Source organism: Leisingera aquaemixtae (assembly GCF_019801145.1).
Lineage (GTDB): Bacteria > Pseudomonadota > Alphaproteobacteria > Rhodobacterales > Rhodobacteraceae > Leisingera > Leisingera aquaemixtae_A.
Window position 1 is genome coordinate 73,592 of sequence record NZ_JAHVJQ010000006.1, and the last position, 25,166, is coordinate 98,757.

21 protein-coding genes and 1 tRNA gene are annotated in these 25,166 nt (G+C 63.4%); 12 read left to right on the forward strand and 10 right to left on the reverse strand.

What is annotated here, in order from left to right:
* Nucleotides 1-97: 97 nt before the first annotated feature.
* Nucleotides 98-1,258, reverse strand: a complete 1,161-nt coding sequence (gene carA / locus KUW17_RS15340; protein ID WP_222481166.1) for a glutamine-hydrolyzing carbamoyl-phosphate synthase small subunit — start codon at nucleotides 1,256-1,258, stop codon at nucleotides 98-100.
* A 182-nt stretch (nucleotides 1,259-1,440) separates the two neighbouring features.
* Between carA and KUW17_RS15345 the strand changes: the two genes are divergently transcribed.
* Nucleotides 1,441-1,914, forward strand: coding sequence for a GatB/YqeY domain-containing protein (locus KUW17_RS15345; RefSeq protein WP_222480667.1), 474 nt, complete (start codon nucleotides 1,441-1,443; stop codon nucleotides 1,912-1,914).
* A 108-nt stretch (nucleotides 1,915-2,022) separates the two neighbouring features.
* On the opposite strand, the gene KUW17_RS15350 is transcribed toward KUW17_RS15345, so the two are convergent.
* Together KUW17_RS15350 and ctaD are read right to left on the reverse strand one after the other, a co-directional pair.
* Nucleotides 2,023-2,505 (reverse strand): DUF2244 domain-containing protein, encoded by a 483-nt coding sequence (locus tag KUW17_RS15350; RefSeq protein WP_222480670.1) that lies wholly within the window; start codon nucleotides 2,503-2,505, stop codon nucleotides 2,023-2,025.
* 151 nt (nucleotides 2,506-2,656) lie between these two features.
* Nucleotides 2,657-4,330: a cytochrome c oxidase subunit I gene (gene ctaD, locus KUW17_RS15355; protein ID WP_222480672.1), complete on the reverse strand. Its 1,674-nt coding sequence runs from the start codon at nucleotides 4,328-4,330 to the stop codon at nucleotides 2,657-2,659.
* A 234-nt stretch (nucleotides 4,331-4,564) separates the two neighbouring features.
* On the opposite strand from ctaD, the gene KUW17_RS15360 reads away from it, so the two are divergent.
* Together KUW17_RS15360 and KUW17_RS15365 are read left to right on the forward strand one after the other, a co-directional pair.
* Entirely contained in the window at nucleotides 4,565-4,990 is a 426-nt protein-coding gene (locus KUW17_RS15360; RefSeq protein ID WP_222480674.1) for an HIT family protein, read from the forward strand.
* A 366-nt stretch (nucleotides 4,991-5,356) separates the two neighbouring features.
* Nucleotides 5,357-7,051, forward strand: coding sequence for an alpha/beta fold hydrolase (locus KUW17_RS15365; RefSeq protein WP_315899404.1), 1,695 nt, complete (start codon nucleotides 5,357-5,359; stop codon nucleotides 7,049-7,051).
* Here KUW17_RS15365 and lipB read toward each other — a convergent pair.
* Entirely contained in the window at nucleotides 7,048-7,698 is a 651-nt protein-coding gene (gene lipB, locus KUW17_RS15370; RefSeq protein WP_222480678.1) for a lipoyl(octanoyl) transferase LipB, read from the reverse strand. The genes KUW17_RS15365 and lipB overlap by 4 nt on opposite strands.
* A gap of 126 nt (nucleotides 7,699-7,824) precedes the next feature.
* Here lipB and KUW17_RS15375 point away from each other — a divergent pair, with 126 nt between their 5' ends.
* The 7 genes from KUW17_RS15375 to KUW17_RS15405 all read left to right on the forward strand — a co-directional run bounded on the left by KUW17_RS15375 (nucleotide 7,825) and on the right by KUW17_RS15405 (nucleotide 16,959).
* Nucleotides 7,825-9,441 (forward strand): peptidoglycan-binding domain-containing protein, encoded by a 1,617-nt coding sequence (locus KUW17_RS15375; RefSeq protein ID WP_222480680.1) that lies wholly within the window; start codon nucleotides 7,825-7,827, stop codon nucleotides 9,439-9,441.
* 238 nt (nucleotides 9,442-9,679) lie between these two features.
* A tRNA-Leu gene (locus KUW17_RS15380) sits at nucleotides 9,680-9,766 on the forward strand.
* Nucleotides 9,767-9,969: 203 nt separating this feature from the next.
* Nucleotides 9,970-12,243 (forward strand): glycosyltransferase family 2 protein, encoded by a 2,274-nt coding sequence (locus tag KUW17_RS15385; RefSeq protein WP_222480682.1) that lies wholly within the window; start codon nucleotides 9,970-9,972, stop codon nucleotides 12,241-12,243.
* Between the two features lie 110 nt (nucleotides 12,244-12,353).
* On the forward strand, nucleotides 12,354-13,922 hold the full coding sequence (locus KUW17_RS15390) for a class I SAM-dependent methyltransferase (protein WP_222480684.1): 1,569 nt from the start codon (nucleotides 12,354-12,356) through the stop codon (nucleotides 13,920-13,922).
* Complete coding sequence (locus KUW17_RS15395; protein ID WP_222480686.1) at nucleotides 13,919-14,620, forward strand: FkbM family methyltransferase; 702 nt, start codon at nucleotides 13,919-13,921, stop codon at nucleotides 14,618-14,620. The genes KUW17_RS15390 and KUW17_RS15395 overlap by 4 nt, the downstream gene beginning before the upstream one ends.
* Nucleotides 14,610-15,983 (forward strand): hypothetical protein, encoded by a 1,374-nt coding sequence (locus tag KUW17_RS15400; protein ID WP_222480688.1) that lies wholly within the window; start codon nucleotides 14,610-14,612, stop codon nucleotides 15,981-15,983. Before KUW17_RS15395 ends, KUW17_RS15400 begins: the two co-directional genes overlap by 11 nt.
* 73 nt (nucleotides 15,984-16,056) lie before the next feature.
* Nucleotides 16,057-16,959 (forward strand): hypothetical protein, encoded by a 903-nt coding sequence (locus tag KUW17_RS15405; protein ID WP_222480690.1) that lies wholly within the window; start codon nucleotides 16,057-16,059, stop codon nucleotides 16,957-16,959.
* Here the strand turns inward: KUW17_RS15405 and KUW17_RS15410 are convergent.
* The 6 genes from KUW17_RS15410 to KUW17_RS15435 all read right to left on the reverse strand — a co-directional run bounded on the left by KUW17_RS15410 (nucleotide 16,943) and on the right by KUW17_RS15435 (nucleotide 23,211).
* On the reverse strand, nucleotides 16,943-17,881 hold the full coding sequence (locus KUW17_RS15410; protein ID WP_222480692.1) for a hypothetical protein: 939 nt from the start codon (nucleotides 17,879-17,881) through the stop codon (nucleotides 16,943-16,945). The genes KUW17_RS15405 and KUW17_RS15410 overlap by 17 nt on opposite strands.
* 4 nt (nucleotides 17,882-17,885) lie before the next feature.
* A complete protein-coding gene (locus KUW17_RS15415; protein WP_222480693.1) occupies nucleotides 17,886-19,196 on the reverse strand; it encodes a TRAP transporter large permease in 1,311 nt (436 codons plus the stop codon).
* 6 nt (nucleotides 19,197-19,202) lie between these two features.
* Complete coding sequence (locus KUW17_RS15420; protein ID WP_222480696.1) at nucleotides 19,203-19,736, reverse strand: TRAP transporter small permease; 534 nt, start codon at nucleotides 19,734-19,736, stop codon at nucleotides 19,203-19,205.
* Nucleotides 19,737-19,809: 73 nt separating this feature from the next.
* Nucleotides 19,810-20,784, reverse strand: coding sequence for a TRAP transporter substrate-binding protein (locus tag KUW17_RS15425; protein WP_222480698.1), 975 nt, complete (start codon nucleotides 20,782-20,784; stop codon nucleotides 19,810-19,812).
* Between the two features lie 49 nt (nucleotides 20,785-20,833).
* A complete protein-coding gene (locus KUW17_RS15430) occupies nucleotides 20,834-22,087 on the reverse strand; it encodes an NAD(P)/FAD-dependent oxidoreductase (protein ID WP_222480700.1) in 1,254 nt (417 codons plus the stop codon).
* Nucleotides 22,084-23,211, reverse strand: coding sequence for an enolase C-terminal domain-like protein (locus KUW17_RS15435; RefSeq protein WP_409996780.1), 1,128 nt, complete (start codon nucleotides 23,209-23,211; stop codon nucleotides 22,084-22,086). The genes KUW17_RS15430 and KUW17_RS15435 overlap by 4 nt, the downstream gene beginning before the upstream one ends.
* A gap of 100 nt (nucleotides 23,212-23,311) precedes the next feature.
* On the opposite strand from KUW17_RS15435, the gene KUW17_RS15440 reads away from it, so the two are divergent.
* Both KUW17_RS15440 and KUW17_RS15445 read left to right on the forward strand, forming a co-directional pair.
* The gene (locus tag KUW17_RS15440) at nucleotides 23,312-24,220 is read left to right on the forward strand and encodes a LysR family transcriptional regulator (protein WP_222480703.1); all 909 of its coding nucleotides are present in this window, start codon (nucleotides 23,312-23,314) and stop codon (nucleotides 24,218-24,220) included.
* A gap of 251 nt (nucleotides 24,221-24,471) precedes the next feature.
* The gene (locus KUW17_RS15445; RefSeq protein ID WP_222480705.1) at nucleotides 24,472-25,164 is read left to right on the forward strand and encodes a GntR family transcriptional regulator; all 693 of its coding nucleotides are present in this window, start codon (nucleotides 24,472-24,474) and stop codon (nucleotides 25,162-25,164) included.
* Nucleotides 25,165-25,166: the final 2 nt, after the last annotated feature.

Sequence of the window (25,166 nt, forward strand, 5' to 3'; positions counted from 1 at the left end):
CACTGAAACCAGAGGCGCTCAGGCTGGCGGCGGGGGTTTAAGAATTGGTAAACGCGGCATTAACCATGCCGCCGGGCGGCATGGTTAACCGGATATTTTACGCAGATTTGCGCTCGGCCATTGCTTCGGCAAAACGTTCGAACAGGTAGTAGCTGTCCTGCGGGCCGGGGCTGGCCTCGGGGTGGTGCTGCACCGAATAGACCGGGCGGCCGGAAATGCGGATGCCGCAGTTGGAGCCGTCAAACAGCGACACATGGGTCTCTTCCACACCTTCCGGCAGGGTTTGCGCATCCACCGCAAAGCCGTGGTTCATCGAGGTGATCTCCACCTTGCCGGTGGAATGCTCCTTGACCGGGTGGTTGGCGCCGTGGTGGCCGTGGTTCATCTTGACGGTCTTGGCGCCCAGCGCCAGCGCCAGCATCTGGTGGCCCAGGCAGATGCCGAACACCGGCAGGTCGGCCTTCAGCACTTGCTGGATCATCGGCACCGCGTATTCGCCGGTGGCAGCCGGGTCGCCGGGGCCGTTGGACAGGAAAACGCCGTCGGGATTGTGCGCCAGCACTTCCTCGGCGGTGGCGGTGGCGGGCAGCACGGTGACGTCGCAGCCGGCAGAGGCGAGGCAGCGCAGGATGTTGCGCTTGGCTCCGTAATCAACGGCCACAACCTTGTGCTTGGGCGCTTCCTGGCGGGCATAGCCGTCGGGCCAGGCCCAGCGCATCTCGTCCCAGCGGTAGCTTTGCGCGCAGGTGACGTCCTTGGCCAGGTCCAGGCCGACCAGGCCGGACCAGCCGCGCGCCTTGGCGACCAGCGCCTCGACGTCGAAGTTGCCTTCGGGGTCGTGGGCAAGCGCCACATGCGGCGCGCCCTGCTGGCGGATCGCGCGGGTCAGGCGGCGGGTGTCGACACCGCCGATGGCGATGCGGCCGGTGCGGGTGAGCCAGTCCTTCAGCTCTTCTGTCGCGCGCCAGTTGGATGCCAGGGTCGGGTCCCATTTCACGACCATCCCGGCCGCAACCGGATCGCCGGTTTCGTCATCCTCGGGGGTGACGCCGGTGTTGCCGATATGCGGGAAGGTGAAGGTCACGATCTGGCCGGCATAGGAGGGGTCGGTCATGATCTCCTGGTAGCCGGTCATCGCGGTGTTGAAGCAGAGCTCGGCCACGGTGTCGCCGGTGGCGCCGAAGCCGGTGCCGTAAAAGACGGTGCCATCAGCGAGCGCCAGGCATGCGGTGGGCTTGGTCGGGGCGGAAGCGGCCATTGCGCGAGTCTCCATGCGGGTGAAATTCATGGGCTTGTAAGGGGGGCGCGGCAGCGGGTCAAGCCTGCAAGGGGCGGGCAGGCTGACGCGGGGTCCGGAATTGAAAGTTTACTGTAAACTTGCACAGAAGCACCAGAATGGATAACCATCGGTGTCCGGCAACCATGGGGATGCTTTTGAATATGGATACGCGCACACGGGTCAATCAGGCCCTGAAGCAGGCGATGAAAGACAAGGCCGCCGACCGGCTGGCCACGCTGCGGCTGATCAATGCTGCCATCAAGGACCGCGAGATCGCTGCCCGCGCCGATGGCGAGGAAACCAGCATCGGCGACGGCGAAATCCTTGCCATCCTGGGCAAGATGACCAAGCAGCGCAAAGAAAGCGCCCGCGCCTACGAGGAAGGCGGGCGGCTGGATCTGGCGGAGCGGGAACTGGGCGAAATCAGTGTCATCGAAGAATTCCTGCCGCAGCAGCTGAGCGACGAGGAAGCCGCTGATGCTGTGAAGGCCGCGGTGGCTGAAACCGGCGCCGAATCGATTCGCGACATGGGCAAGGTGATGGCCGCGCTGAAGGCGAAGTACACCGGCCAGATGGATTTCGGCAAAGCCGGCCCGATGGTCAAGGATCAGCTCTGCAGCAAGGGCGACTGCTGATCTGCAGCAGCCGGGCTGATACCGCGCTGGCGCGCGGTGCCTGCGGCGCGGGTATTTGGCCAAGGAAGAAGTGGAGAGGCCCGCATTGCGGGCCTTTTTCATGTTTGCTTAGCTAGACAAAGCGGATTTCAGATCGCCGTAGAGCGCTACCCGTTCCTCTTCCGACAGAAAGGCGCCGATCTCCACCTCGCGGCCGCCGCCCTGCAAGGTGACGTAATGGGGCACCGGGCCGTCATGGTCGTGCATCTCGACCCGGGCCCAGTAACGGTTGCAGTGCCAGCTTTGCCGCCTGCCATCAGGGTTGATCCGCTCCAGATGGGCGTCGTCGCGGCTGATGGTCAGCACCTCCAGGATCTGGTGATCGCGGCGGCTGCGGTCCAATGCCCATTTCATGCCGAACAGTGCCAGCAGCAGGAAAGGCAGCAGCCCCCACAAGAGGACCGAGCCCAGCACCGGGATCAGCGGCACGCAGATCAGCACGGCAGTGAGGCCCAGGAACCGGACATAGCCCCGCGGCGGCAGCGATTGATGCGGCCAGAGGTGCAGCTCGCGCTCGGCGCCGGCGTGCGGTCGGGTCCAGTTGTAGGGCATCTGCGGGTGCCTGCTGACGTGAAGGATTCTCTATTAAACATGTGCCGGAAAGGCAGAATTTCCACTGCGGTTTTGTACCGCAGCGCGGGCCCATGAAAAAGGCCCCGGAGCATCAGCGCCGGGGCCTTTTGTATTTCGGGGTTTCAGCCGCTTAGTGCGAATGCGAGCGGTCCCATTCCTCCTGCTTGGGCAGGATTTCGAAGGTGTGCTCCGGCGGCGGGGAGGGCAGGGTCCACTCCAGGGTGTCCGCGTATTCGTTCCAGTAGTTGTTCTGGGTGACGCGGGCGCCGCGCAGCAGCGAGTAGATCACCACGCCGAAGAACAGGATGAACGAAGCAAAGGACAGGAACGCGCCATAGGACGAGATCTTGTTCCAGTAGGCGAACCCTTCCGGGTAGTCGATGTACCGGCGCGGCATGCCCTGACGGCCCAGGAAGTGCTGCGGGAAGAAGGTCAGGTTGGCGCCGATGAAGAACAGCCAGAAGTGGATCTGGGCGCCCAGCTCGTTGTACTGGCGGCCGGTCATCTTGCCGAAGTAGAAGTAGATGCCTGCGAAGATCGCGAACACCGCACCAAGCGACATCACGTAGTGGAAGTGTGCCACCACATAGTAGGTGTCGTGATAGGCGCGGTCGACGGAAGCCTGCGACAGCACCACACCGGTCACACCGCCGACGGTGAACAGGAACAGGAAGCCGAAGGCGAACATCATCGGTGCCTTGAACTCGATGGAGCCGCCCCACATGGTGGCGATCCAGGAGAACACCTTCACGCCGGTCGGAACCGCGATCACCATGGTGGCCAGCATGAAGTAGGCCTGCTGGTTCAGCGACATGCCGACGGTGTACATGTGGTGCGCCCACACGACAAAGCCGAGGACGCCGATCGCGATGATCGCCCAGACCATCGGCAGGTAGCCGAACACCGGCTTGCGCGCGAAGGTGGCGATGACGTGGGAGATGATGCCGAAGCCCGGCAGGATCACGATGTACACTTCCGGGTGGCCGAAGAACCAAAGGATGTGCTGGTACAGGATCGGGTCGCCGCCGCCTGCCGCGTCAAAGAAGGTGAAGCCGAAGTTGCGGTCCATCAGCAGCATGGTGATGGCGCCTGCCAGAACCGGCAAGCTCAGCAGGATCAGCCAGGAGGTGACGAAAATCGACCAGGAGAACAGCGGCACCTTGAACAGGGTCATGCCCGGGGCGCGCATGTTCAGGAAGGTGGTGATCATGTTGATCGCACCAAGGATCGAGGAGGCGCCGGAGACGTGCACGGCAAAGATCGCCAGGTCCATCGAGTAGCCGCCTTCGTTCACGGACAGCGGCGGGTACAGAACCCAGCCCACACCGGAGCCCAGCTGGTCATTGCCGCCCGGGGAGACAACCGAGAGAACCGCCAGCGAGGTGCCTGCGACATACATCCAGAACGACAGGTTGTTCATCCGCGGGAACGCCATGTCCGGCGCGCCGATCTGCAGCGGCATGAAGTAGTTGCCGAAACCGCCGAACAGCGCCGGAATCACCACGAAGAACATCATCAGGATGCCGTGGGCGGTGATCATCACGTTCCAGAGGTGGCCGTTCGGAGTACATTCCGCAGAGGCGTCTGCGAACATGCGCGCACCCTCCAGGCACATGTACTGAACGCCGGGATCCATCAGCTCAAGCCGCATGTAGACGGTGAAGATGACAGAGATGAGACCTGCGATCGCCGAGACGATCAGGTAGAGAATGCCGATATCCTTATGGTTCGTGCTCATGAACCAGCGGGTGAAAAAGCTCCGCTCGTCCTCGTGGCCGTGACCATGAATGGCTGCGTCTGCCATTTAAGGTGCCTCCTGTTGCATAACGAAAGGCCCCCGGAGACGGACTCCGGGCGGCCTGGATTCCTTGCGAGTTTTAGTGTGGCCCGCCGGGGCCTTCAATGGCGGAGTTTGATCTGGATCAAGATTTATTGCCGCAGGGGCTTGAATGCACAACGGAATGCCCAGCCCCGCGGTGCTTGACCTGGCTCGCGGGCGGGCGCACAACCAGAGCAGCAGAACAAGGAGGCCAGATGCATGCCCGCTTATGATCCAGACAACATCTTTGCCAAGCTCCTGCGGGGCGAGATCCCCTCCACCCGCGTTTTCGAGGATGACGATACCCTGGCCTTCATGGATATCATGCCGCGCGCGGATGGCCATTTGCTGGTGATCCCCAAAAGCGCCTGCCGCAACATTCTGGATGCCAGCCCGGCGCAGCTGGCGGCGGTGATGCAGACCGTTCAGAAACTGTCGCAGGCGGTGATCAAGGCGCTTGGTGCGGATGGTGTGACCGTGCAGCAGTTCAACGAAGCAGCCGGCGGGCAGGAGGTGTTCCACCTGCACATGCATGTGCTGCCGCGCTTTGAAAGCGACCGGCTGCGGCCGCCGGGAAAAATGGGCGACATGGACCTGATCCAGGCCCAGGCGGAAAAGATCCGCGCGGCGTTGGCGGACAGCTGACAATCTCCGCGGCCTTGCTTTTTGAAATACGAAAACACCGCGGCGGTTTCTGCGGTGTTTTTTGATGCAAATTTGTGCATTTGAAATAAATGTTGAATTTTAGTTGAATTTGATCATAGCTGTTTCGCAAATTGGTTGAAGGTCAGAGAGGGCGCACGCGCCCAGGCGTATGGGAACCCAAGAATTGGGGTAGGCCGGCGCGGTATGCCAGCCCCGCACAGGGCGGCATCAGCCGGGCATTTTCAGTTTACAGGCAGGCTGCCTGAAACCTGCGGGCCAGAAGGCCTGCAGCCACTCGTGTGATTGCGGCATATTTGCCGGGCGCTGGGGCTCATTGACGCTGAAAGCTGTATTGGAGGGGCGGGGGTGACGCTCTTGAGCCGTATTCAGGCCTTGTCGCAAGACCAGGTGGTGGCCGCAATTTATGAAACTATGATCCGGCCGGAGCAGTTCGACCGGTTTACTGCCGCGCCGCAGGACAGGGCGGGTGAAGCGGCGGTACAGGAGGGCTGGGGCCAGCGGGACCGGCTGCAGGCGGCACCGGTGTTTCAGGCGCATTTTTCCAGGGCCGCAGACATCCAGGAGCAGCAGTGGGTCCGCGCGGGGCGGCCGCATCCTGGCGGCTATTCCGGCGATTGCAGCCGGTTCTGGCTGCTGGCGGAAGCTGCGCCGGGCGGCAGCGTGCTGAATGCCTCGCAACGGGCGGCGCGCCAACTGACCGGCGGCACGGGGCTGCCTGCCGCGATGGGCCTGACGGCAGCGGCGGCTGAACGCTGGCAATGCTATCTGGCGCAGGCGGGGGCGGGAGATTTCTCCTGGAGCGACGTGCTGCTTCTGGGCGCCTGTGCAGGCGGCGAGCAGTATCTTTGCCGCCCGGTCCCGATGAAGGGCGGCGGTGGAGCGCATGTGGCGGTGATGGCCGAACGTCTTGAAGGGGCATGGAACGGCGAGGCCGCGGGCCCTGTCGCGGCAGCCCTGGGCCTGCAGGAGCAGGATTTCGAGCCGTTGAAGGAGGCCATGAATGGCGCTGGCGGCAAGGTGGATCGCAGCCTGCAGCAAATCGCCTGGAGGACAGGTGTGCCGGGCATCGCCGAACTTGTCCGGCTGACTTCCTTCCTGATGAACGAGCACAGCCGCGATCTGGCGATTGCCCGCGGCGACCGGCTGCCCGCGTCAGAGACGTTTGAAGATGGCAGCGGCCAATGCAGCCAGTTCTTCCGGCTGGGGGCGGAAACCGGCCAGCCGGTGATATTCGTGCACGGGATGCTGGACGGGATAGCGCCGTTGCAGCGTCTTCAGCCGCAGCTGCGGACGCTGGGTTTCAGGGTCTATGCTCCGATGCGCCGCGGGTATGGCAGCTCCTCCGCGCTGCAGCGCGGCCAGGATCCGGCCGATGCCTTTGTGTGGCAGCTGGAGGCGCTGATGGCGCGTGAAAACCTGCAGCGGCCGGTGCTGCTGAGCCACCGCGGCGGGGCGCTGTACGGCCGTGTTGCGGCCAGCCGCCTTCAAAGCAAGATCGCTGGGTTGGTGTCGGTAGCCTCCAACTGCGCAATCAGCTCACCGCGGCAGTTTTCCGGCCTCAGCGGCTATGCCTGGCTGGTTGCGCTTGGCGCTGCGCGGGCCAACTGGATGCTGCCCGCGCTGATGCGGGGCTGGGCGGCGGCCCTGCACTGGTACGGCCACAAGACGCTGCTGCAGATGCAGACCCGCCGCGGCAGCAGGGAGCGGGCCATGCTGCACCAGCTGGAATTGCTGCCGCTGCTGCAGCAGAGCCAGATGCTGTTCCGGCAGCAGGGCGGGGCCGGTTTCCTGGCGGATGTGCAGATGCTGCGGCAAGGGGGGCAGGATGCGGCGCTGGCACGCAGCGCGCGGGTTGTGTTCGTGCATGGCGCCGAAGACCGCGTTGCGCCGCTCGAGACTATCCGTGATGCGGCCGGCAGCGCGCCTGACGCCCGGCTCTGCGTCAGCCAGGAGGCAGGCGCGCTGCTGTTCTATATGTTCCCGGAGCTGGTGTTGACCGCGCTGCAGGATCTCGCAGGTACTGCGGATCCCTGGTCCTAGCCACTGAAAACCTGCTCAAAGCTGCGCCTGAGGGCGACATCCACATCCGCCAGCGTGACCGGCAGGCCCAGGTCCACCAGGCTGGTCACCCCGTATTCGGTGATGCCGCAGGGCACGATGCCGGTGAAATGCTCCAGCTCCGGCTCGACGTTGATCGAAATGCCGTGGAAGCTTACCCATTTGCGCAGCCGGATGCCGATGGCAGCGATCTTGTCCTCGGCCATGGCGCCCGAGATGGTGCGAGGCTTGTCCGGCCGCTCGACCCAGACGCCGACCCGGCCGTCGCGGATGTGGCCCTTGATGTTGAATTCTTCCAGCGCCGCGATCACCCAGGTTTCCAGCTGCTGCACGAAGCGGCGCACGTCATGGCCGCGCTGGCCGACATTCAGCATCACATAGACCACCCGCTGGCCCGGCCCGTGGTAGGTGTACTGGCCGCCGCGCTTGCTTTCATAAACTGGAAAGCGGTCCGGGTCGGTCAGGTCTTCGCGCCTGGCCGAAGTGCCGGCAGTGTAAAGCGGCGGATGTTCGACCAGCCAGATGCATTCCTCCGCCGATCCGGCTGCAATCGCCGCCGCGCGCTCCTCCATGAAGGCAACCGCTTGATCGTAATCGACTAAACCGTCCGATGTGATCCACTCAACCATGGCTGTAGCCGTCCTTTTCCATCACGTGCGCGGTTTCCAGGAAAATTTGACCTGAAAACCCTAGGTGCCAGCGCTCCCTGTGGAGTATCCTGATTCCGTAACCAGTATCCATAGGGGGCGAGTATCATGTTTACCAAGCCGCTCAAGCCGGCCCTGACAGCCGCTTTTCTGGCAACCTCCGCCACCGGTCCCGCAATTGCAGATGAGCTCGGCGCTGCAATTGCCGGCGCTGTGATCGGCGGCGTCATTGTCAATGAGGTTCATAAGAACAAGCAGCGCCAGCGCAATGCCGCGACCACCTACCGGCGTGCGCCCGTTTATTCCGCGGCGAGGGCGGAAAACCGCGAAACGCAGGTGGCTCTCAACTATTTCGGGTTCAACGCGGGTTCGCCGGACGGGGTGCTGGGGCGGCGGTCGCGGGCGGCCATCACCCAGTACCAGATCCACATGGGCTATCCGGCCACAGGCCACCTGACGCCGTATGAACGGAATTTCCTGGTCAGTTCCTACAACCGCGCGCAAGTGGGCGGCCCGGAAGTGATCAGGGCGATGCAAGGGCCGAATGGCGTGCGCGCAGTGCTGCATACCTGGCGGGATGAGGCCGCGGGCATCCGCTCGGCAGGCAGCAGCTATGCCGGCGGCGGCTACGGCGGGCTTCCGCCCGAGGTCAGCCATGCGGTGGACGAGATTGCGGCAAGCTCCGAGCCGACGGGCGAGCAGTTGCTGCAGCGCACCGGCTTCCTGCAGCTGGCAGACCTGAATGGCGACGGCCGCAACGACTATGTGCTGGATACATCGGTCTCCGGCAGTTCCTTCTGGTGCGGTGCATCGAATTGCTCGGTGATGGTCTTTGCCTCGACCCCGCAGGGTTATCAGCGCAATGATTTCCTGGCCCGCGGCGTGACCCCGGCCAGCTTTGCCTGCCATCAGGGCAACTGCCGGATGACGGATACCGGCGCAGAGGCCCCGGTTCAGGCGGCGCAGCAGACCCGCAGCACCGTCACGGCCTTTGCCGGGCAGGAAAATGCGTCGCTGGGCGGCATCACCCTGTTCGATGAGCCTGAGCAAAGCGCTTCTCTCACCAGCTATTGCAGCAAGGTGAGCCTGCTGACCAGCTCCAACGGCGGCTTCACGACGGTGGACAGCATGAACGACCCGGAACTGGCGCTGGGCGAGCAGTTCTGCTTGGCGCGCACTTATGCCATCAACGCAGGCGAAGCCCGCGCGACCAAGGTCGCAGGGGCCTCGCAGGCGCAGATCGACAGCCAGTGCGACGCCTTCGGGCCTGCCTTGAAACCCTATCTTGCCAAGCTGGGCATCTCTGGCAGCGGCGAAGTGATGGGCGACGTGCAGAAATTTGTCCTGCAATCCGGCATGTCGCTGGAGCAGCTCTCCAATACCGCGGGGATCTGCCTGTTTTCCGGCTACCGGCGCGACGACATGGATGTTGCGCTGGGCGCGGCACTGATCCTGACCGGCACCGGCCAGCGGCCCTATGCGGAACTGATCGGCCATCATCTGGCGCTGGGCTTCGGCGCACCGAACGCGGTGAAGAAGGCGCAGGAATGGTACAGCATGGCGGTGATTGCGCTTGAAAGCGGCGCCGAACCCGTCTTTGCGCCGGGCCAGTCCGGGCGGGCCGAGCTGATCAAGACGGCGTCGAGAGAGCTGGCGGGCGGCCGGGTGCAGCCGGTGCAGGCCTCCGGCGGCGCAGCGTCGCTGCCGACCTTCGGCACCGACTGAAGCTTTCGCGGAAGCAGCAGAAATCAGGCGGCCGGCAGCATTGCCGGCCGTTTTCCACAGCGTATCTCAGCGCTGGACCGGACCTGACAGCAAGTGCCTCAGCCGGAATCCCCCTCTGTTTTCCTGCGCTTAGAAGCGGGCGGGCGGCAGCCGGAACATTCTGCGCAAAAAAGATGATTTTCGGCTTCACATCGCAACCGCGCTGGTCTATACGCCGCTACACCAAGCCTAAGACAGTGCGGTCGTGGCGGAATTGGTAGACGCGCAGCGTTGAGGTCGCTGTTCCTTAACCGGAGTGGAAGTTCGAGTCTTCTCGACCGCACCAACTTTTCCCAAAATCACCCGAAGATCTGTGCACCGTATCCTCCAGGGCGATGCCGTTCCTGTTGCGGGAATATCAACTGGCAGCGGCCTTGCGGGTCGTCTGCGGCGTTTCCCGGTTTCTGCAAGTACAGGCGTCAGCTATAAGGTTGCTGCTCCAGGTTTCAGCAGGCCCGGGGCCAAAAATGCCTAACGTGATGCAGCAGTATGCCGACTTCAGACCCCGGGGCTTGCAGCAGCAGGATCCTTGAACGCGAACTGAGCGCGCTGACCCTGGCGGGGAGGCGCCTGCTCGACGCCGTGGAGATGACCGCGCCGGAAGGCCGGTTTGCCCGGCTGTTCTTCCGGTCCGGCACCGCGCCTGCGGGCATCAGTGTCCCCAAGGGCAGCAAGGCGGTTCTGCACAATTTCGGCGGGGCGCCAGTCCTGGATACCGGGATCGGGACGGCAGGCGCGCCGGCCGCGGTGGTGTTGGATGGCACCTTGCACAAGGTTGCAGTGCATCTGGATGAAACGGCGCTTTTTGCCGGGCTGAATGTTCTGGCCGCGGTCCGCAATGGCGAGACGGCGGAAACTGCGGCTGACTGGCTGCGCTTTCACGTTCAGCAGCACGGCATGCAGGGGGCAGTCATCTTTGACCGGGCGCCGCCGGAAGACAGCCGCAGCTTCATCCGAAGCTTGCGGGCGCAGGCTGAAAACTTGGACGGTCTGGAACGTGTAGTGGTGGTGCACGCCGGGCTGCCTCTGGGCAAGGAGGGGCTGCCGGAGGAAGCGCATCCTTTCAACGTGCCGGGCGCGCCGGGCAAGGACCGGATGGAGATCCCGCCCGCCGATCCCTGGCGGGCGCCGCTGGGCGAGGTTCTGATCTACGAGATCCTGCGCGCCCGCTTCCTGGCGCGCGCGCGTGCGGCGGCCAATATCGACCTGTTCGATCTGCTGGCCCCGGGGGAGGGGCCGAATGTATTTGACCGCGCGGTCGCCGCGCCCTCGGGCTGCGTCCGCCTCGGCGGGGTGCAGGCCTATCCCTGGCGGGTGCGCAAGGGCGATACGCCAGCCTTTGCGGATCACATTTGCACCCAGTTCGACGCATCTGGCGAGCGCCCGCGCTGGTGCCTTGCGCCTGCCAAGGCCGGGCCGGACTGCATCTGGCGGCTGATCCGGGTGGTGGGCGCGGAGCCTGATCCCGGCCAGGACGTGCGCTTTTACCGCTGCATGGCGCTGCGGCATCCGGCCGATACCGTTTCCAAGCTGGTGCCGAAAACCAGCCTGGTGGAAACCCCGGAGCTGCTGAAACTGGCCACCGGCCACTTCAACGCCAAGCCCGTGCGCATTCCCGAGGAGAAGGCCGTCAAGCCCGGCTGCGACAAACAAAAAACCACCGTGGTTACCACGATGAAGAACGAAGGCCCCTTTATCCTGGAATGGCTGGCCTATCACCGGATGATCGGGGTGGATGACTTTCTGGTCTACACCAACGACTGCACCGATGGCACCGACACCATGCTGCAACTGCTGCAGCGCAAGGGACTGGTGCAGCACCGCGAAAACCCCTTTCGCAATACCGGTCTGAAGCCGCAGCACGCGGCGCTGCAGGCGGCTGATAACGAACCGGTCATCCAGAATGCCGACTGGGTGGTCTGCATGGACGTGGATGAGTTCATCAACATCAAATGCGGCGAAGGACGGCTGGCGGATCTGTTCGAGGCTGTAGGCGACGCCAACATGATCTCAATGACCTGGCGGCTGTTCGGCAATAACGATGTGCGCGACTTCAGCGGCGATCTGATCCTGCGCGACTTCACCCGCTGCGCCCACGAAGTCACCCGCAAGCCGCATCAGGCCTGGGGCTTCAAGACGCTGTACCGCAACACCGGCATCTTCAAGAAGCTGGGGGTGCACCGCCCCAAAGGGCTTAAGCCGCAGCTGTGGGAGGACATCCGCTGGGTCAACGGCTCCGGCCGGGACATGCCGCGGGAGATGTTTCGCAACGGCTGGCGCTCGTCGATGAGCACCTACGGCTATGACTTGGTGCAGCTCAACCATTACGCCGTGCGCAGCGCCGAAAGCTTCCTGGTCAAGCGCGACCGGGGGCGGGTCAACCATGTCGACCGCGACCAGGGCCTGTCCTACTGGTTCCGGATGAACAACAACGCCGAGGAGGAGCGCTCGATCCAGCGCATGATCCCGGCGCTGGAGGCCGAGATGGCGCAGTTGCTGGCGGACCCGGACATCGCTGCCGCGCATGAACATTCCTGCCGCAAGCACCGGGAAAAGATCGAAGAGCTGAAGACCCGCGATGACATGATTGCGCTATTCAGCGAACTGACCAGCGGCAAACTGAGAAAGCTGTCCCGGATGCACGCGCATTTCGGCGCCAACGTGTTCCTCAGCGGCCCGGGCGTGGTCCCGGACGAGATCGCCGAAAAGGAGCCAGGCGACGATTTCTGGTTCACGGTGGCGCGCGGCGAAACCACACATTGAGCCTTCCAATCCTGGGCAGATTGACAGGCTTTCTGACGGCGGGCTAAATTTCGGTAACAAAAAGGCCGCTTAAGCGGCTTCTGTATTGAGTGCAACAAGGGGCAGAAATCATGGCGCTTCCGGCCATTGCGTCACTATGGGTGGGCGCCGAACTCAGCTGGCTGGAACAGCTCTGCCTGAAGTCCTTTCTCGACAACGGACACGAGGTGGTCCTGTTTACCTACGGCGAGGTCAAGGGCGTGCCCGATGGCGTGCAAGTGGCTGATGCCAATGAGATCCTGCCTGCCGACAACATCATCCGCCATGCCAAAACCGGCAGTCCGGCCTATCATGCGGATGTGTTCCGCCTCCATATGCTGCGCCAGACCAATTATGTCTGGGCCGATACCGATGCTTATTGCTGCCAGCCCTGGGACATCCGGGGCAAACACTTCCATGGCTGGATCTCGGACGACAAGCCGATGGTCAACAACGGGGTGCTGCGGCTGCCCAAGACTTCCAGGACGCTGAAGGCGATGCTGCGGTTCACCAGCGATGAATACCCCATCCCGCCGTGGTACTCTGCAGAGAAGCAGGCGGAGCTTCAGGCGCTGAAGGACCGGGGCGAAGGGGTGCATGTCTCGCTGCTGCCCTGGGGGGTGTGGGGGCCTGATGCGCTGACGTGGTTCCTGCAGGAAACCGGCGAGATATCCCGCTCGCAGCCCGGCCATGTGATTTACCCTGTGCCGTTTAAGAACGCAGGCGTTGTGCTCAACCCGAACCGGCCTGTTCAGGCGGCCAGGCTGATCCGCGACGACACTTTGTCGATCCACTTCTGGGGCCGCCGCTTTCGCAATATCGCCGCCAAATACGGCGGCGTACCGGCCGAAGGCTGCTATGTCCACGGACTGCTGGCCAAACATGGCATCGATGCGGAAAAGACCCGGCACCTGCTGGCGCCGCCGCCGCAAGCGGAACCTGCGACAGCAGACCCGGTCGATCCGGCCTCGCTGGATTTCTCGATGTTCACGGATCAGGACGTGGCCAATATCCTGCTGCAGCGCTCTGAACTGGCAAGCTCCGGCCAGACCATCAGGGACTGGCTGGCGGGCGATGAACAGCTTCTGCTGGATGAAGCCCGCGGGCAGCGGGAACATATTCTTCGCGGGGCGGTGGGCATCGCCGGGCGGGAATGCGGTTTCTTCCTGAATTCCACGGACAGCATCGCCCCCGAACGGGCCGCAGATATCGGTTGCGGATATGCTTTTGCCAGCCTGCTGCTGCACCGCCGCTACGGCTGCAGCATCTTGCTGATTGATATCGAAGAGGGCAACGAACGCCATTTCGGCTTTGAGGGGGAGGGCGCGGGTTACAGCAGCCTGAAAACCGCCCGCGCCTTTCTGGAGCAGAACGGCGTGCCGTCCGAGAAAATCACGACGGTCAATCCGAAGACGGACGATACCGCCGCGCTGGGCGCCTTTGACCTGGTCATCAGCCTGGCGTCCTGCGGCTTCCATTACCCGGTCAGCACTTACGAGGATCTGTTCCGCAGCCAGATCAGCGGCGGCGGCGGCATTGTCCTGGACATCCGCAAGGGGTCGGGCGGTATCGGCGCCATGAAGAGTTTTGGCACTGTCGAAGTCCTGGCCAAGCATGGCAAATACTCCACCGTTCTAACCCGCAAGGGACAGCAGAAATGACGGAAATCCTCGAAACCCACGGGGTGAAGATCCCGCTGAACCCGGATGTCATCACCTCTAAGATCGAACGCGCAATCCGCAAGGACCGCTATGAGCTGGACGAGGTCTCCGGCACGCCGAAGTTTCTCGAAAAAGACGACCGGGTGATCGAGCTGGGAGCCGGGATCGGGTTCATTTCCTCGTTTCTGGGCGTCAATCTGGGGGTCGAAAACGTGCTGTGCGTCGAGGCAGACCCATCGCTCTGCGCTTTCATCCGGAATGTCCACGAATTGAACGGCTTGTCCGCGGCACAGGTGCGCAATTGCGTCGCCCTGAATGATGCCGGGTCCGAAGGCCCGGTTTCATTCTATGTCCGCGAGCAGTTTTGGTCTTCTTCCCTTGATGGGGAGGAGCCTTTTGAAAAAGCCATCGAAGTGCCGGGCGTCCGTCTGTCGAAAATGATCCGGGATTTCAACGCCAACACCCTGATCGTGGACATCGAGGGCGGAGAGCGCGATCTGTTCGCGCCTGCGGATCTGAGCGGGATCGACAAGATCTTCTTGGAGATCCATACGCGAAAAATTAAGAAAATTGGGATAAAACAATGTTTTGACGCGCTGTCACAGAGCGGCTTTTGCTACGACCAGCAAGTCAGCCGCGGCGGATCTGTTCTGTTCCGGCGCATCCCAAGATGGCAGCTAAAGCAATATGCTGGGTAACAGCTTCGACTTCCAAACGGTTCTGCCCGCACTGGATGCGGATGAGGTCAGCACTATTGCGGATGTGAACGGCCAGGCACCCGGGCTGGCGGCGCTGCTGCACCAGCGCTACGGCTGCGGGATCGACGTTATCTGCCTGGACAGCACGGGGGGCTTCGCGCCCTTGCCGGAGGCGCAGCTGGCGGAATACATGTCAGCGCTGGACCGCGGCGGGGTCGACCGGGAGGCCGTCCGCGTGGTGGCCCGTCCGCGCCGCCTTGGCCAATATGATGTGCTGATTTCGCTGAACGGCTTTGGCGCCGTTCACAAGCCCCAGAACCTCAAATACGTGCTGGACCGTGCGCTGCATCCGCTCAGCCGGGCGGTAATCGAGATCCGCAAGGGCTCCGGCAGCTATCCGTTTCTGAAATCCTACGGCGGCTGCAACACGCTGAAGCTGCCGGAGGAAGGCGCCAACGGGCTTGCGGTGCTTTCTGTCGAGCCGCAGGAGGATGCAAAGCCGGCTGAGGGCTGGGCGCAGACGGCACAGGCGCTGGCGGGCGAGGAGGGGTTCTTTTCCGAGCTCAGCGAGCATTCCTTCCTGTTCGTTCCCCGCGGCGGCACCCTTGTCGTGACCTTTGACAACCTCGACATCGCAATGACCAAGCGCGCGGAGCGGCGGCCCTGGGGGTATGGCTTCATCGAGGCGCAAGGCTGGTCGATGCTAGGGGTCATGGCCAACGGCTGGACCTGGTTCCGCCACCAGGAGGTTATCCGCAAGTTCGAGGAGCTGCGCGACAGCGGATTCTTCGCGCAGTTTTCCCGGGTGGTGTTCTACGGCGCGTCGATGGGCGGCTATGCGGCGGCGGCCTTTGCCGCGGCGGCGCCAGGGTCAACGGTGTTCGCGATCAGCCCGCAATCCACCCTCGACAAATCTCTGGTGCCCTGGGAAACGCGCTACAGAAAAGTCTGGGAGCGGGATTTTTCCGGCCCCTTCGGCAATGCGGCGCTGGCCAGCCGCGGGGCTGGGGATGTGCATATCATGTACGATCCTTATGTGGCGCTGGACGCTGCCCATGCGGCCCGGTTCACCGGCGCCAATGTCACCTTGTGGCGCTGCCCGCTGCTGGGGCACCGGCTTGGGTCCTCGCTGCAGCAGATGGGGGTTCTGCAGGAAATCGCCTGCGGCGCCATCGCCGGCGATCTGACGCCGCAGCGTTTCCACCAGTTGCTGCGCAAGCGCCGCGGCTTTCCCCGGTTCCAGCGGGAGCTGGCGAACCTGGCACTGGACCGCGGCCATCCGGGGCTTGCGAAACAGGTCTGCACGTATATTTTGCGCCAGCGGGACGACCGGTTCTTCCGCCGGTTGAAGGACCGTCTGTGATCTGTGCAGAGGGCCGCGCGGCAGGCTGCGATCACGCCGCCAGGATTAACCCGGACAGGGGCTGGACAGAACGATGAGCCAGGCAGGCACTGACATGCAGGACATCACGCTCGCCTTTCACGTCGGGGCGCCCAATACCGACAACGGCCAGCTGACATGGTCGCTGCGCAAGGACGCGCAGCAACTGCTGGAGCGCGGCGTCATGATCCGGCGCCCGGGCACCTACATGGGGGCGCTTACCCAGGCGCTGCGCAAGCAGGACCAGGAATTCGTGACGGAGCAGGAGCGCGAGATGCTGCTGGCGGGCCTCGTCAAGGATCAGGCCGTCTCACGCATCATTCTGACCAACTCAAGCTTTCTGGGGGTGCCGGGCTGGATGCTGAGCGGCGGGCGGTTGTATCGCAACGCCGGTAAGAACACCGCGGCCTTGCGGGGCCTGTTTCCCGGCAATCCTTGCGAGTTCTTCCTTGGCCTGCGAAACCCGGCCACCCTGATCGGGCCGGTGTTCAAATCGCAGACTGGCCGGGCCTGGGAACAGTTCGCCGCGGATACGGATTTTCTGAGCCTGCGCTGGTCCGAGGTGGTGGAAGACATTCAGGTCCGAAACCCCGGCTGCCGCATCACCGTCTGGTGCAACGAGGAAACACCGGTGATCTGGCCCAGCATCCTGGGTCATGTATCCGGCCTTGGGGACAGCTTCCGGTTCAGCGGTGAGCTGGACATCACCCGCGGCATCATTTCGGAGGCAGGTTATGAGCGGCTGGAGTCCTATCTGGCAGGTCGCCCCGGGCTGTCCGAGGACCAGCGGGAGCGGGTGCGAGCCCTGTTCCTGAGCTACTTCCACGACGAGGAGGAGATCGAGGAGGAGATCGATCTTCCCGGCTGGTCGCAGGCGCTGGTGGACGACATGAGCGAAACATACATGGCCGACGCCGAGCTGATCCGGCATATGCCGGGTGTCACCTTCCTGTCCTGAGCGTCGCGCGGCTAAAAAGCGGCTTCATCAGGATGGCGGTCAGATACATCGGGATTTGGTAGCAGCCGAGGAAGATCAGCAGCGGGTCGGTGGTGGCCGCGGGCAGGGCGATCAGGAAAAGCGCGAAGTTCCGGTTTCCGGCGACCACGGATACGGGCACCACGCCGCTGCCCGCGCGGTGGCGCAATACTGTGAACACCATCACCTGCAGGCCCAGGTTGGCAGCCAGCGCAAATCCCAGCCATTGCAGAACCAGCACTGGGTCGGTCCGCAGCGCAGGCCCCAGCGCGGCCATCAGCCCCACCACAATCACCGCCAGCGCAATCACGGTCAGCCCGTCTATGGCCCTGGCCTGGTCGTCCCGCATCTGCGGCAGGGTCAGGCGGCGCAGCAGGAAGGCTGCCACCACGGTGAGGCCGATCGCGCCTATCAGCCGCCCGGCGGCGCGCAGCACCTCGCCCAGATCACCCAGGCTGGGTGCCAGCAGGAACACCGGGATCACCGTCAGCGGCATCAGCGCAGTCCCGGTGATCAGCAGGCGGAAGGCAGGTTCCGGCGCGTGCCCCATAAGCGCGGTGATATTGGGGCTGCCGGTCACCGAGGGCGCGCTCAGCATCAGGATCAGTGCGATGGCGGCCGGGGTCTGCGCAACGCCGAACAGCGCGGCGATCCCCAGCGCCAGCAGCGGCAAGGCGACTTGCAGGAGGGCGATGGCCTTCAGTGTGCCGATGCCATCTGCCAGCCCGCCTGCGGCTTTGCGGAGGCCGATCCGGTAGGCGTTCAAAAACAAAAGCCCGGCCACCATCTGAGGCAGCCAGGGCTGAAGGGAAGCGGCGAGGCCGGGCAGCAAAAGCCCGGCCGCAAGCCCCAGGACCAAAGCGGCCCGCCCATGCCGGGCGGCAAAGGCGAGCGCGCGAAGCATAGGTCTAGACCGGCCCCGGCCTGAGGTTATTGGGCAGGTAAGTTGCCAGTTCCGGGAAGGCGATCAGCACAAACACCATCAACACCATGATCAGGAACATCGGGATCGCGGCACGGGCGATATAGCTCATCTCGTGGTGGGTCATGCCCTGCATCACAAACAGGTTGAAGCCGATCGGCGGGGTGATCTGCGCCATCTCGACAACCACTACGATGAAGATGCCGAACCAGATCAGGTCAATGCCTGCCTGGCGGATCATTGGCTCCACCACCGCCATCGTCAGCACCACCGAGGAAATACCGTCGAGGAAGCAGCCGAGCACGACGTAGAAGACCAGCAGCACCATCAGCAGCTCGAACCGGCTCAGCTCCCATCCCGCAATCAGATCTGCCAGCCCGCGCGGCAGGCCGGTGAAGCCCATCGACAGGGACAGAAAGGCGGCGCCCGCCAGGATCAGCGCAATCATCGCGCTGGTGCGGGTGGCGCCCATCAGGCTTTCGGTGAAGGTTTTCCAATTCAGCGAACCTTGCGACAGCGCCAGCAGCAGCGAGCCGATGACGCCGAACGCCGCCGCTTCGGTTGCGGTGGCAAAGCCCAGGTACATCGAGCCGATCACCACGATAATCAGCGCAATCACCGGCGCCAGGAAGCGGGAGTTCTTCACTTTCTCGGCAAAGCTAAGCTTGGCCTCCGGCGACGGGTTCCAATCCTTGCCGACCTTGGAATAGATCGCCACGTAGCCCATGAACATTGCCGCCAGCACCAGGCCGGGGAGAATGCCCGCAAAGAACAGCTTGGTGATCGATTCATTGATGGTGACGCCATAGACGATCAGTGTCAGCGACGGCGGGATCATCAGGCCCAGGGTGGCCGCTCCGGTCAGGGTGCCGATCACCATCCGCTCCGGGTAGTTGCGCTTGCGCAGTTCCGGGATCGACATCTTGCCCACCGTGGTCAGCGTCGCGGCGGAGGAGCCGGAGACCGCGGCAAACACCGTGCAGCCGACGATATTGGTGTGCACCAGCCCACCGGGCAGGGGCGCCATCCAGGGGCTGAGGCCCTTGAACATGTCCTCCGATAATCGCGTCCGGTAAAGGATTTCGCCCATCCAGATGAACATCGGCAGCGCCGTCAGGGTCCAGCTGGAGGATGCTGACCAGACCGTGGTCAGCATCACATCGCCCACTGGCCTTGTGGTGAACAGCTCCATGCCGACCCAGGCCACACCCATCAGCGCCAGGCCGACCCAGACGCCGGTGCCCAGAAGGGTGAACAGCACGAAGAGGAAGAGGATGATGACTGAGATGTTTTCCATGGGCCCTTACTCCGCGTGGCTCTGATCTTCGAGATCCCGGGTGATGCGGTGGTCGCCGCGGAAAATCACGTGGATCAGGTGGTCGGTGAGGGCGATGGCCAGGATGACCGCGCCGATCAGCATGGCGCTTTGCGGCATCCACAGCGGTGTGCGGTCTTGGCCCTGGCTCACGTCGTTGAACTTCCAACTCCAGTAGACAAAGCGGTAGGCGTAAAAGCAGAAATACCACATCACCGCGGTGCCGATGCCAAAGCACCAGATCTCCAGCACCCGGCGGAAACCTTCGGGCACGACGTTCAGCAGGATCGACACCCGGATATGGCTGCCGCGGTTCAGCGCATTGGCGAAGGCCAGGAATGACGCCGCCGCCATCGCATAGCCTGCGTAATCCGGCGCGCCGGGGAAGACTTCACCGGTCCAGCGGGCCAGCATCTGGACAACGATCAGCCCCAGAATGGCAATCAGGCAGAGGGCGGCCAGCACCCCTGCCGCAAGGTATAGAAAATCCAGTCCGGAGCGCAGCCCCCTGAGCACAGTCATAGCATCCCCATCGGCATTATTCTTATGAGAATACGGGCGGCACCAGCCGCGCCGCCCGCATCACCTTGTCTGATTACTCGGCGCGGAAGGCTTCGACGATGGCCTTGCCTTCTTCGCCGGCCGCTTCCAGCCACTCATTGGTCATGGTGACGCCGATTTCCTTCAGCTCGCCCACCATCTGATCGGACGCCGGACCAACGGTCATGCCGCCATCGCGCAGGCCCTGCAGGGTGAAACCGGTGTATTCCTTGGCGCGCCAGTTGCCCGCGTATTCGGCCAGCTTGGCGCAGCCCTTGATCACGTTCTGGTTGGCCTCGGAGGTGCCGTTCCAGACATCGGAGTTCACGAACACATAGTTGCGCGGCAGCCAGGCATCCACTTCGTAGAAATAGTTCAGGCTTTCCCAGACCTTGCGGTCATACCCGGTGGAGCCGGAGGAGACCATCGACTCCGCCACGCCGGTGGCAAAGGCCTGGCTGATCTCGGCCGCCTCGATGGTCACCGGCAGCATGCCGGTCAGCTCCGCCAGGCGGGATGTGGCGTTGTTGTAGGAGCGGAACTTGATGCCCTTCATCTCGGCCACCGAGTTCACCTCGTTCTTGAAATACAGGCCCTGCGGCGGCCACGGCACCGCATAAAGCAGGGTCAGGTTCTGTTCCGCCAGCAGCTTCTCAATCGCGGGCTTGGCCGCCTTCCACAGCTTGTCGCTGTCGTCAAAAGAGGTCGCCAGGAACGGGATCGAGTCAAATCCGAACAGGGCGTTTTCGTTCTGGTGGCCGGACAGCAGGCGCTCGCCGATCGGCGCCTGGCCGGTCTGCACCGCGCGCTTGATGTCGGCGCCCTTGAAAAGCGAGCCCGACGGATGCGTCTTGACCTCGATCTCGCCGCCGGTGCCGGTGGTCACGCATTCGGCAAACTCCGCGCCGGTGGCGGAGTGGAAGTTAGACGCCGAATAGGCCATCGGCATGTCCCAGGTCTCCGCTGCAGCCGGCAGGGCGGCAGCCGCGGTCAGCGCGGTGGCAGCCAGCAGTCTGGTCAGTTTCTTCATGGTCTTCTCCCTGTTTTGTTAGCGGCCCCTTCAGGGGCACTGGTTGGTTTCAAATCGCATAGCGCGCCGGGTCATAGGCGCTCATGTCCATGTTCGGGGTGCGGCCCGAAATCATCTGCGCCAGCAGGCGCCCTGTCTTCGGCCCGCCGGTGAGGCCGATGTGATGGTGGCCAAAGCCGGTATAGGCGCCGCTGAGGCCCGGCACTTCGCCAATGACCGGGATCGAATCCGCCGGGGCAGGCCGGGAACCCTGCCAGTCCTCCTCGTGCTTCCAGGTGACACCGGGCAGGATGCGCCGCGCGTTCTTGCGCAGCAGCTCAAGCGGCCCCTTTGACGGCCCGGCCTCCAGCCCGCCGAATTCCACAATGCCCGCAATCCGGATCCGTCCCTCCATCGGGGTCACCACGCACTTGGCTGCTGCCACCATGACAGGCGCCTTGGGCATCGCCGAAGGCTCCCATAATTCAAGATGATAGCCGCGTTCTGCTTCCAGTGGTACGGAAATTCCCAGTTTCTCAGCCAGCGGCTTGGACCAGACACCGGTGGCCGCCAAAACGGCGTCGCAAGGGATGGTCTCGCCGCCGGCCCTGACACCGGTCACCTTGCCGTTTTCGCGCGCCACATCCTCCGCAAAGGCCTGGATCAGCCGGCCGCCATTTGCAACCACATGGGCCGCCAGGTCCTTCACGTATTGGCCGGGGTCGGTAATGATCCCGTGGTCTCTCAGCCGGGCGGCAAAGCCGAATTCTTTGGCATAGATATCGTCATAGGCCCGGAAATCCGCGCCCTCCAGTTCATCCCAGCGGAAGCCGTGCTTGCGGCGCAGGCCCCAGCCGAATGCGTCCTCGCCGAAATGCGCACGGTCATTGTAGAGGAACAGGTAGTCCGAGGGCCTCAGGTGCCGCTCCGCTCCGGTCCCGGCCGCCAGCGCCTGATGATCCGCCAGAGAATCCCCAACAATGGGCGCCAGCGCAGCGGCAATGCGGGCGGTATCCGCTGCATTGGCATGGCCCATGTATTTCATCAGCCAGGGCGCCAGTTTCGGCAGGTACCCCCAGCGCATGAACAGCGGCTGCTCCGGGTCCAGCAGCATCTTCGGCGCCCTCTTCCACAGCCCCGGCCCTGTGACGGGCACGATGGAGCAGGAGGCCAGAATGCCGCCGTTGCCGTGGCTGGTGCCTTCACCCGGCCCCTTGCCGTCAATCAGGATCACCTGATGCCCGTCGCGCTGCAGCTCAACCGCTGCCGAGACACCGACAATGCCGGCGCCGATAATGGCAACGGTTTTCTTCCCTGCCGTCATGCCGCAACCTTTTTGGACATCGCGTAACGGTCCAGCTTTTCAACATCCGGCTTGATCCCCAGCCCCGGCCCGTCCGGCACCACCACTTGGCCGTCCCTGACCTGGAAGGGCGTCTCCAGGATGTCCTCCTTCAGGAAGTAGCTCGCCTGGTAGAACTCGCAGCCCAGCCGGATCTCGGGCGTTGCCGCAATCATATGGGTGCCCGCCAGATGCGCCACCCCGGCCTCGAACATGTCGCCGCCATAGGCCGACAGCCCGTTGGCCGCAGCAATGCGCGCCACTGTCTGACCGCGGCTGAGGCCGCCGGATTTCATGATCTTGACCGAAACGCCATCGCAGATGCCCTCGCGCGCGGCGCGCACCATGTCCTCCGGGCCAAAGACGCTTTCGTCTGCCAAGAGCGGCACATCAATCATCTGGCGCAGCCTGGCCATCATGCCAAAGTGATGGAACCGCACCGGCTGTTCTATGAAATCCGGCTTGAATTCCGCCGCATCGCGCACCTGCGCGGGCGCGTCCTCGATGCTCAGGCCCTGATTATAATCCACCCGCACCCGGAACTCGGGGAAGTCCTTGGCGATCCGCTCCAGCCGCATGATGTCAAAGGCATGATCCTTGAACCCGGTCTTCAGCTTAATCAGCCCCACCTTGTCGGCGCGCAACCGGTGCAGGAGGTCCACGTCCTTCTCGAAATCCGGATCGGCAATCGAACAGCTGAGCGGGATGGTATCGCGGCATTTGCCGCCCAGCAGCGCCCAGACAGGAACCCCGGTGATGCGCCCGGTCAGATCCAGCAGGGCGGTTTCCAGTGCGGCCTTGGCCTCGGTGCAATGGGCCACCGCCTTGGCCGCATCTTCCATGATCGCTGCCCTGTCCGCCACCCGGCGGCCTTCCACCAGCGGGCGGATGTAGCGGTCCAAGGCCGCCAGACTGGCTTCAGGCGTGCCGGTGAACACCGACCAGGTCGAAGCCTCGCCAAACCCTTCGGCGCCGCCTTCGCTGCTCAGCCGGACAATCACAACTTCGCAGGAGCCCTCAACAGACCCGATCCCGTGGTCGCGGCGCGACAAGACGGGCAGCGCGAGATGCCAAAGGTCCATCCCGGCAATCTTTTGTTCCAGCACTTCGATCTTCCTCCCAGGTGCGGGAAAAGCCTGCCTTGACTGGATCATCATTGCCAATACAAAGAATTGGGCAAGGTATCATGAAAAGTGATGATCTGACATGTCTCTCCGCTTCCGCCAGCTGCAAGCCTTCCACGCTATTGTCGAAACCGGCACCGTCACCGGCGCGGCAGAGCAGCTCGGCATCTCCCAGCCCGGCATCTCCAATCTGCTCTACCAGCTGGAGCGCCAGACCCGCCTCAAGCTGTTCGAGCGCAGCAAGGGCCGGCTGATCCCGACACCGGAGGCAGGGGTGCTGTTTCAGGAGGTCGACACGGTGGTGCGCGGTCTAGACCACGTGGCGCAGGCGGTGACGGATCTGCAGAACAAGCAGGCGGGCCAGTTGCAAGTTGCGTCTCAGCACTCCATGTCCTTTGGCTTCATGCCCGCCCTGATCGCCCGTTTCGCCCGCACGCGCCCGGACATGTCGATATCATTCCAGGCGCAGTATTCGCTGAAGATCCAGGAATGGGTGATCGCAGGCCTGTTTGAGATCGGCGTCTGCGAGATGCCGCTGATCCACGACGGGCTGGAGGTATATCCGGTCAGCGTCGAAACACGGCTGGCGATGCCTGCGGACAGTCCGCTGGCGGAACACAAGGTGCTGACACCGGAGCTGCTGGAGGGTGTGCCCTTCATCGTCATGGGGCCGGAGCACATGACCCACCGCCGCACTCGTGAAGTCTTTCAGCAGGCAGGGATCCCGCTGAAAACCCGCGTGCATTCGCATATGTTCAAGAACCTCCTGAGTTTTGTGCAGGAGGGAATGGGTGTTTCGCTCCTCGACCCCTTCGTACTGGGTTTCGAGAGCGGCGGCGGGTTTGTTTCCCGCCCGTTCCGGCCGCGGATTATGATGGATATGGCGGTGATCACTTCCAAGTCGCGGCCGCTGTCAGCGGTAGGACAGGAGTTTCTGGCGCTGCTAAAACAGGAGCTGGCACCTTATTCCGTATCTGTAGAGGCGTCCTGAAATTCTTGCCGGAACTGTATTGCCCGGCCGATAGGCCGGGCAGCGCCCGACCCTCCCCACGGGAGGGCGCTTGTGCGCCCACCCAGGGTCAGGCGCTGCCCTTTGCATCTTGGGACCAATTGGTCATGGGGCAGGGAGCTGAAGAGGTGCCCTCGGCGGCCTTGGAATATTGTATGCAGTTTCGAATTCAATCTTGTCAAGAACCGGGCGCGGCCGTAACGTGCACCGCGGATTGAACGATCGGCGGGAACATGGCCAAACGTGAAAGCAATGTGGACAGGGTTTATGAGGCGCTGCGCCGGATGGCGGCGGATTTTGCCTTCAAACCCGACCAGCGGATCAACGAAAGCGCTCTGTCCGAGGTGCTTGGCGCCAGCCGCACGCCGCTGCGCGAAGCGCTGAACCGGCTGGTGGCCGAGGGGTTCCTGACCTTCCAGAACAACCGCGGCTTCTTCTGCCGCCCGCTGACGCCCAGCTACATCATGGACCTTTACGAGGCCAGGGTTGCGGTGGAATGCGAAGCCGTGCGGCTGGCCTGCACCCGCGCCGCAGATGAGGACATCGCAGCGCTGGCGGATTACCTGAACCGGATGGAACCGGAATACGAAAGCGCCACCGACCCGGAAGAACTGCTGGCGATGGACGAAAGCTTTCACGCCCGGCTTGCGCAGCTGTCGGGCAACAGCGAATTGCAGCGCATCCTGAACAACCTCAACGGCCGGATCCGCTATATCCGGCTCATTGACCTCAAACGGATGCGCGACCGGGCAGGGGGCAAGGCGCCGGGCGACATCTCGGCCCACCGCCAGATCGTCGAAGGCATTGCCGCCCGCAACACGGAGGCTGCCGTATCGGCCATGCGCAGCCATATCGAGAAACGCCGGGAGGAGGCGACCGAGGCGGTCCGCATTGCCTTTTCCCAGCTCTACGTTCCTGACGAGTAGGG

Bases quoted from the DNA above. Each gene is read 5' to 3' on its own strand.
- carA (WP_222481166.1), bottom strand. From the start codon at position 1,258: ATGGCCGCTTCCGCCCCGACCAAGCCCACCGCATGCCTGGCGCTCGCT.
- KUW17_RS15345 (WP_222480667.1), top strand. From the start codon at position 1,441: ATGGATACGCGCACACGGGTCAATCAGGCCCTGAAGCAGGCGATGAAA.
- KUW17_RS15350 (WP_222480670.1), bottom strand. From the start codon at position 2,505: ATGCCCTACAACTGGACCCGACCGCACGCCGGCGCCGAGCGCGAGCTG.
- ctaD (WP_222480672.1), bottom strand. From the start codon at position 4,330: ATGGCAGACGCAGCCATTCATGGTCACGGCCACGAGGACGAGCGGAGC.
- KUW17_RS15360 (WP_222480674.1), top strand. From the start codon at position 4,565: ATGCCCGCTTATGATCCAGACAACATCTTTGCCAAGCTCCTGCGGGGC.
- lipB (WP_222480678.1), bottom strand. From the start codon at position 7,698: ATGGTTGAGTGGATCACATCGGACGGTTTAGTCGATTACGATCAAGCG.
- KUW17_RS15375 (WP_222480680.1), top strand. From the start codon at position 7,825: ATGTTTACCAAGCCGCTCAAGCCGGCCCTGACAGCCGCTTTTCTGGCA.
- KUW17_RS15385 (WP_222480682.1), top strand. From the start codon at position 9,970: ATGCCGACTTCAGACCCCGGGGCTTGCAGCAGCAGGATCCTTGAACGC.
- KUW17_RS15390 (WP_222480684.1), top strand. From the start codon at position 12,354: ATGGCGCTTCCGGCCATTGCGTCACTATGGGTGGGCGCCGAACTCAGC.
- KUW17_RS15395 (WP_222480686.1), top strand. From the start codon at position 13,919: ATGACGGAAATCCTCGAAACCCACGGGGTGAAGATCCCGCTGAACCCG.
- KUW17_RS15400 (WP_222480688.1), top strand. From the start codon at position 14,610: ATGCTGGGTAACAGCTTCGACTTCCAAACGGTTCTGCCCGCACTGGAT.
- KUW17_RS15405 (WP_222480690.1), top strand. From the start codon at position 16,057: ATGAGCCAGGCAGGCACTGACATGCAGGACATCACGCTCGCCTTTCAC.
- KUW17_RS15410 (WP_222480692.1), bottom strand. From the start codon at position 17,881: ATGCTTCGCGCGCTCGCCTTTGCCGCCCGGCATGGGCGGGCCGCTTTG.
- KUW17_RS15415 (WP_222480693.1), bottom strand. From the start codon at position 19,196: ATGGAAAACATCTCAGTCATCATCCTCTTCCTCTTCGTGCTGTTCACC.
- KUW17_RS15420 (WP_222480696.1), bottom strand. From the start codon at position 19,736: ATGACTGTGCTCAGGGGGCTGCGCTCCGGACTGGATTTTCTATACCTT.
- KUW17_RS15425 (WP_222480698.1), bottom strand. From the start codon at position 20,784: ATGAAGAAACTGACCAGACTGCTGGCTGCCACCGCGCTGACCGCGGCT.
- KUW17_RS15430 (WP_222480700.1), bottom strand. From the start codon at position 22,087: ATGACGGCAGGGAAGAAAACCGTTGCCATTATCGGCGCCGGCATTGTC.
- KUW17_RS15440 (WP_222480703.1), top strand. From the start codon at position 23,312: ATGTCTCTCCGCTTCCGCCAGCTGCAAGCCTTCCACGCTATTGTCGAA.
- KUW17_RS15445 (WP_222480705.1), top strand. From the start codon at position 24,472: ATGGCCAAACGTGAAAGCAATGTGGACAGGGTTTATGAGGCGCTGCGC.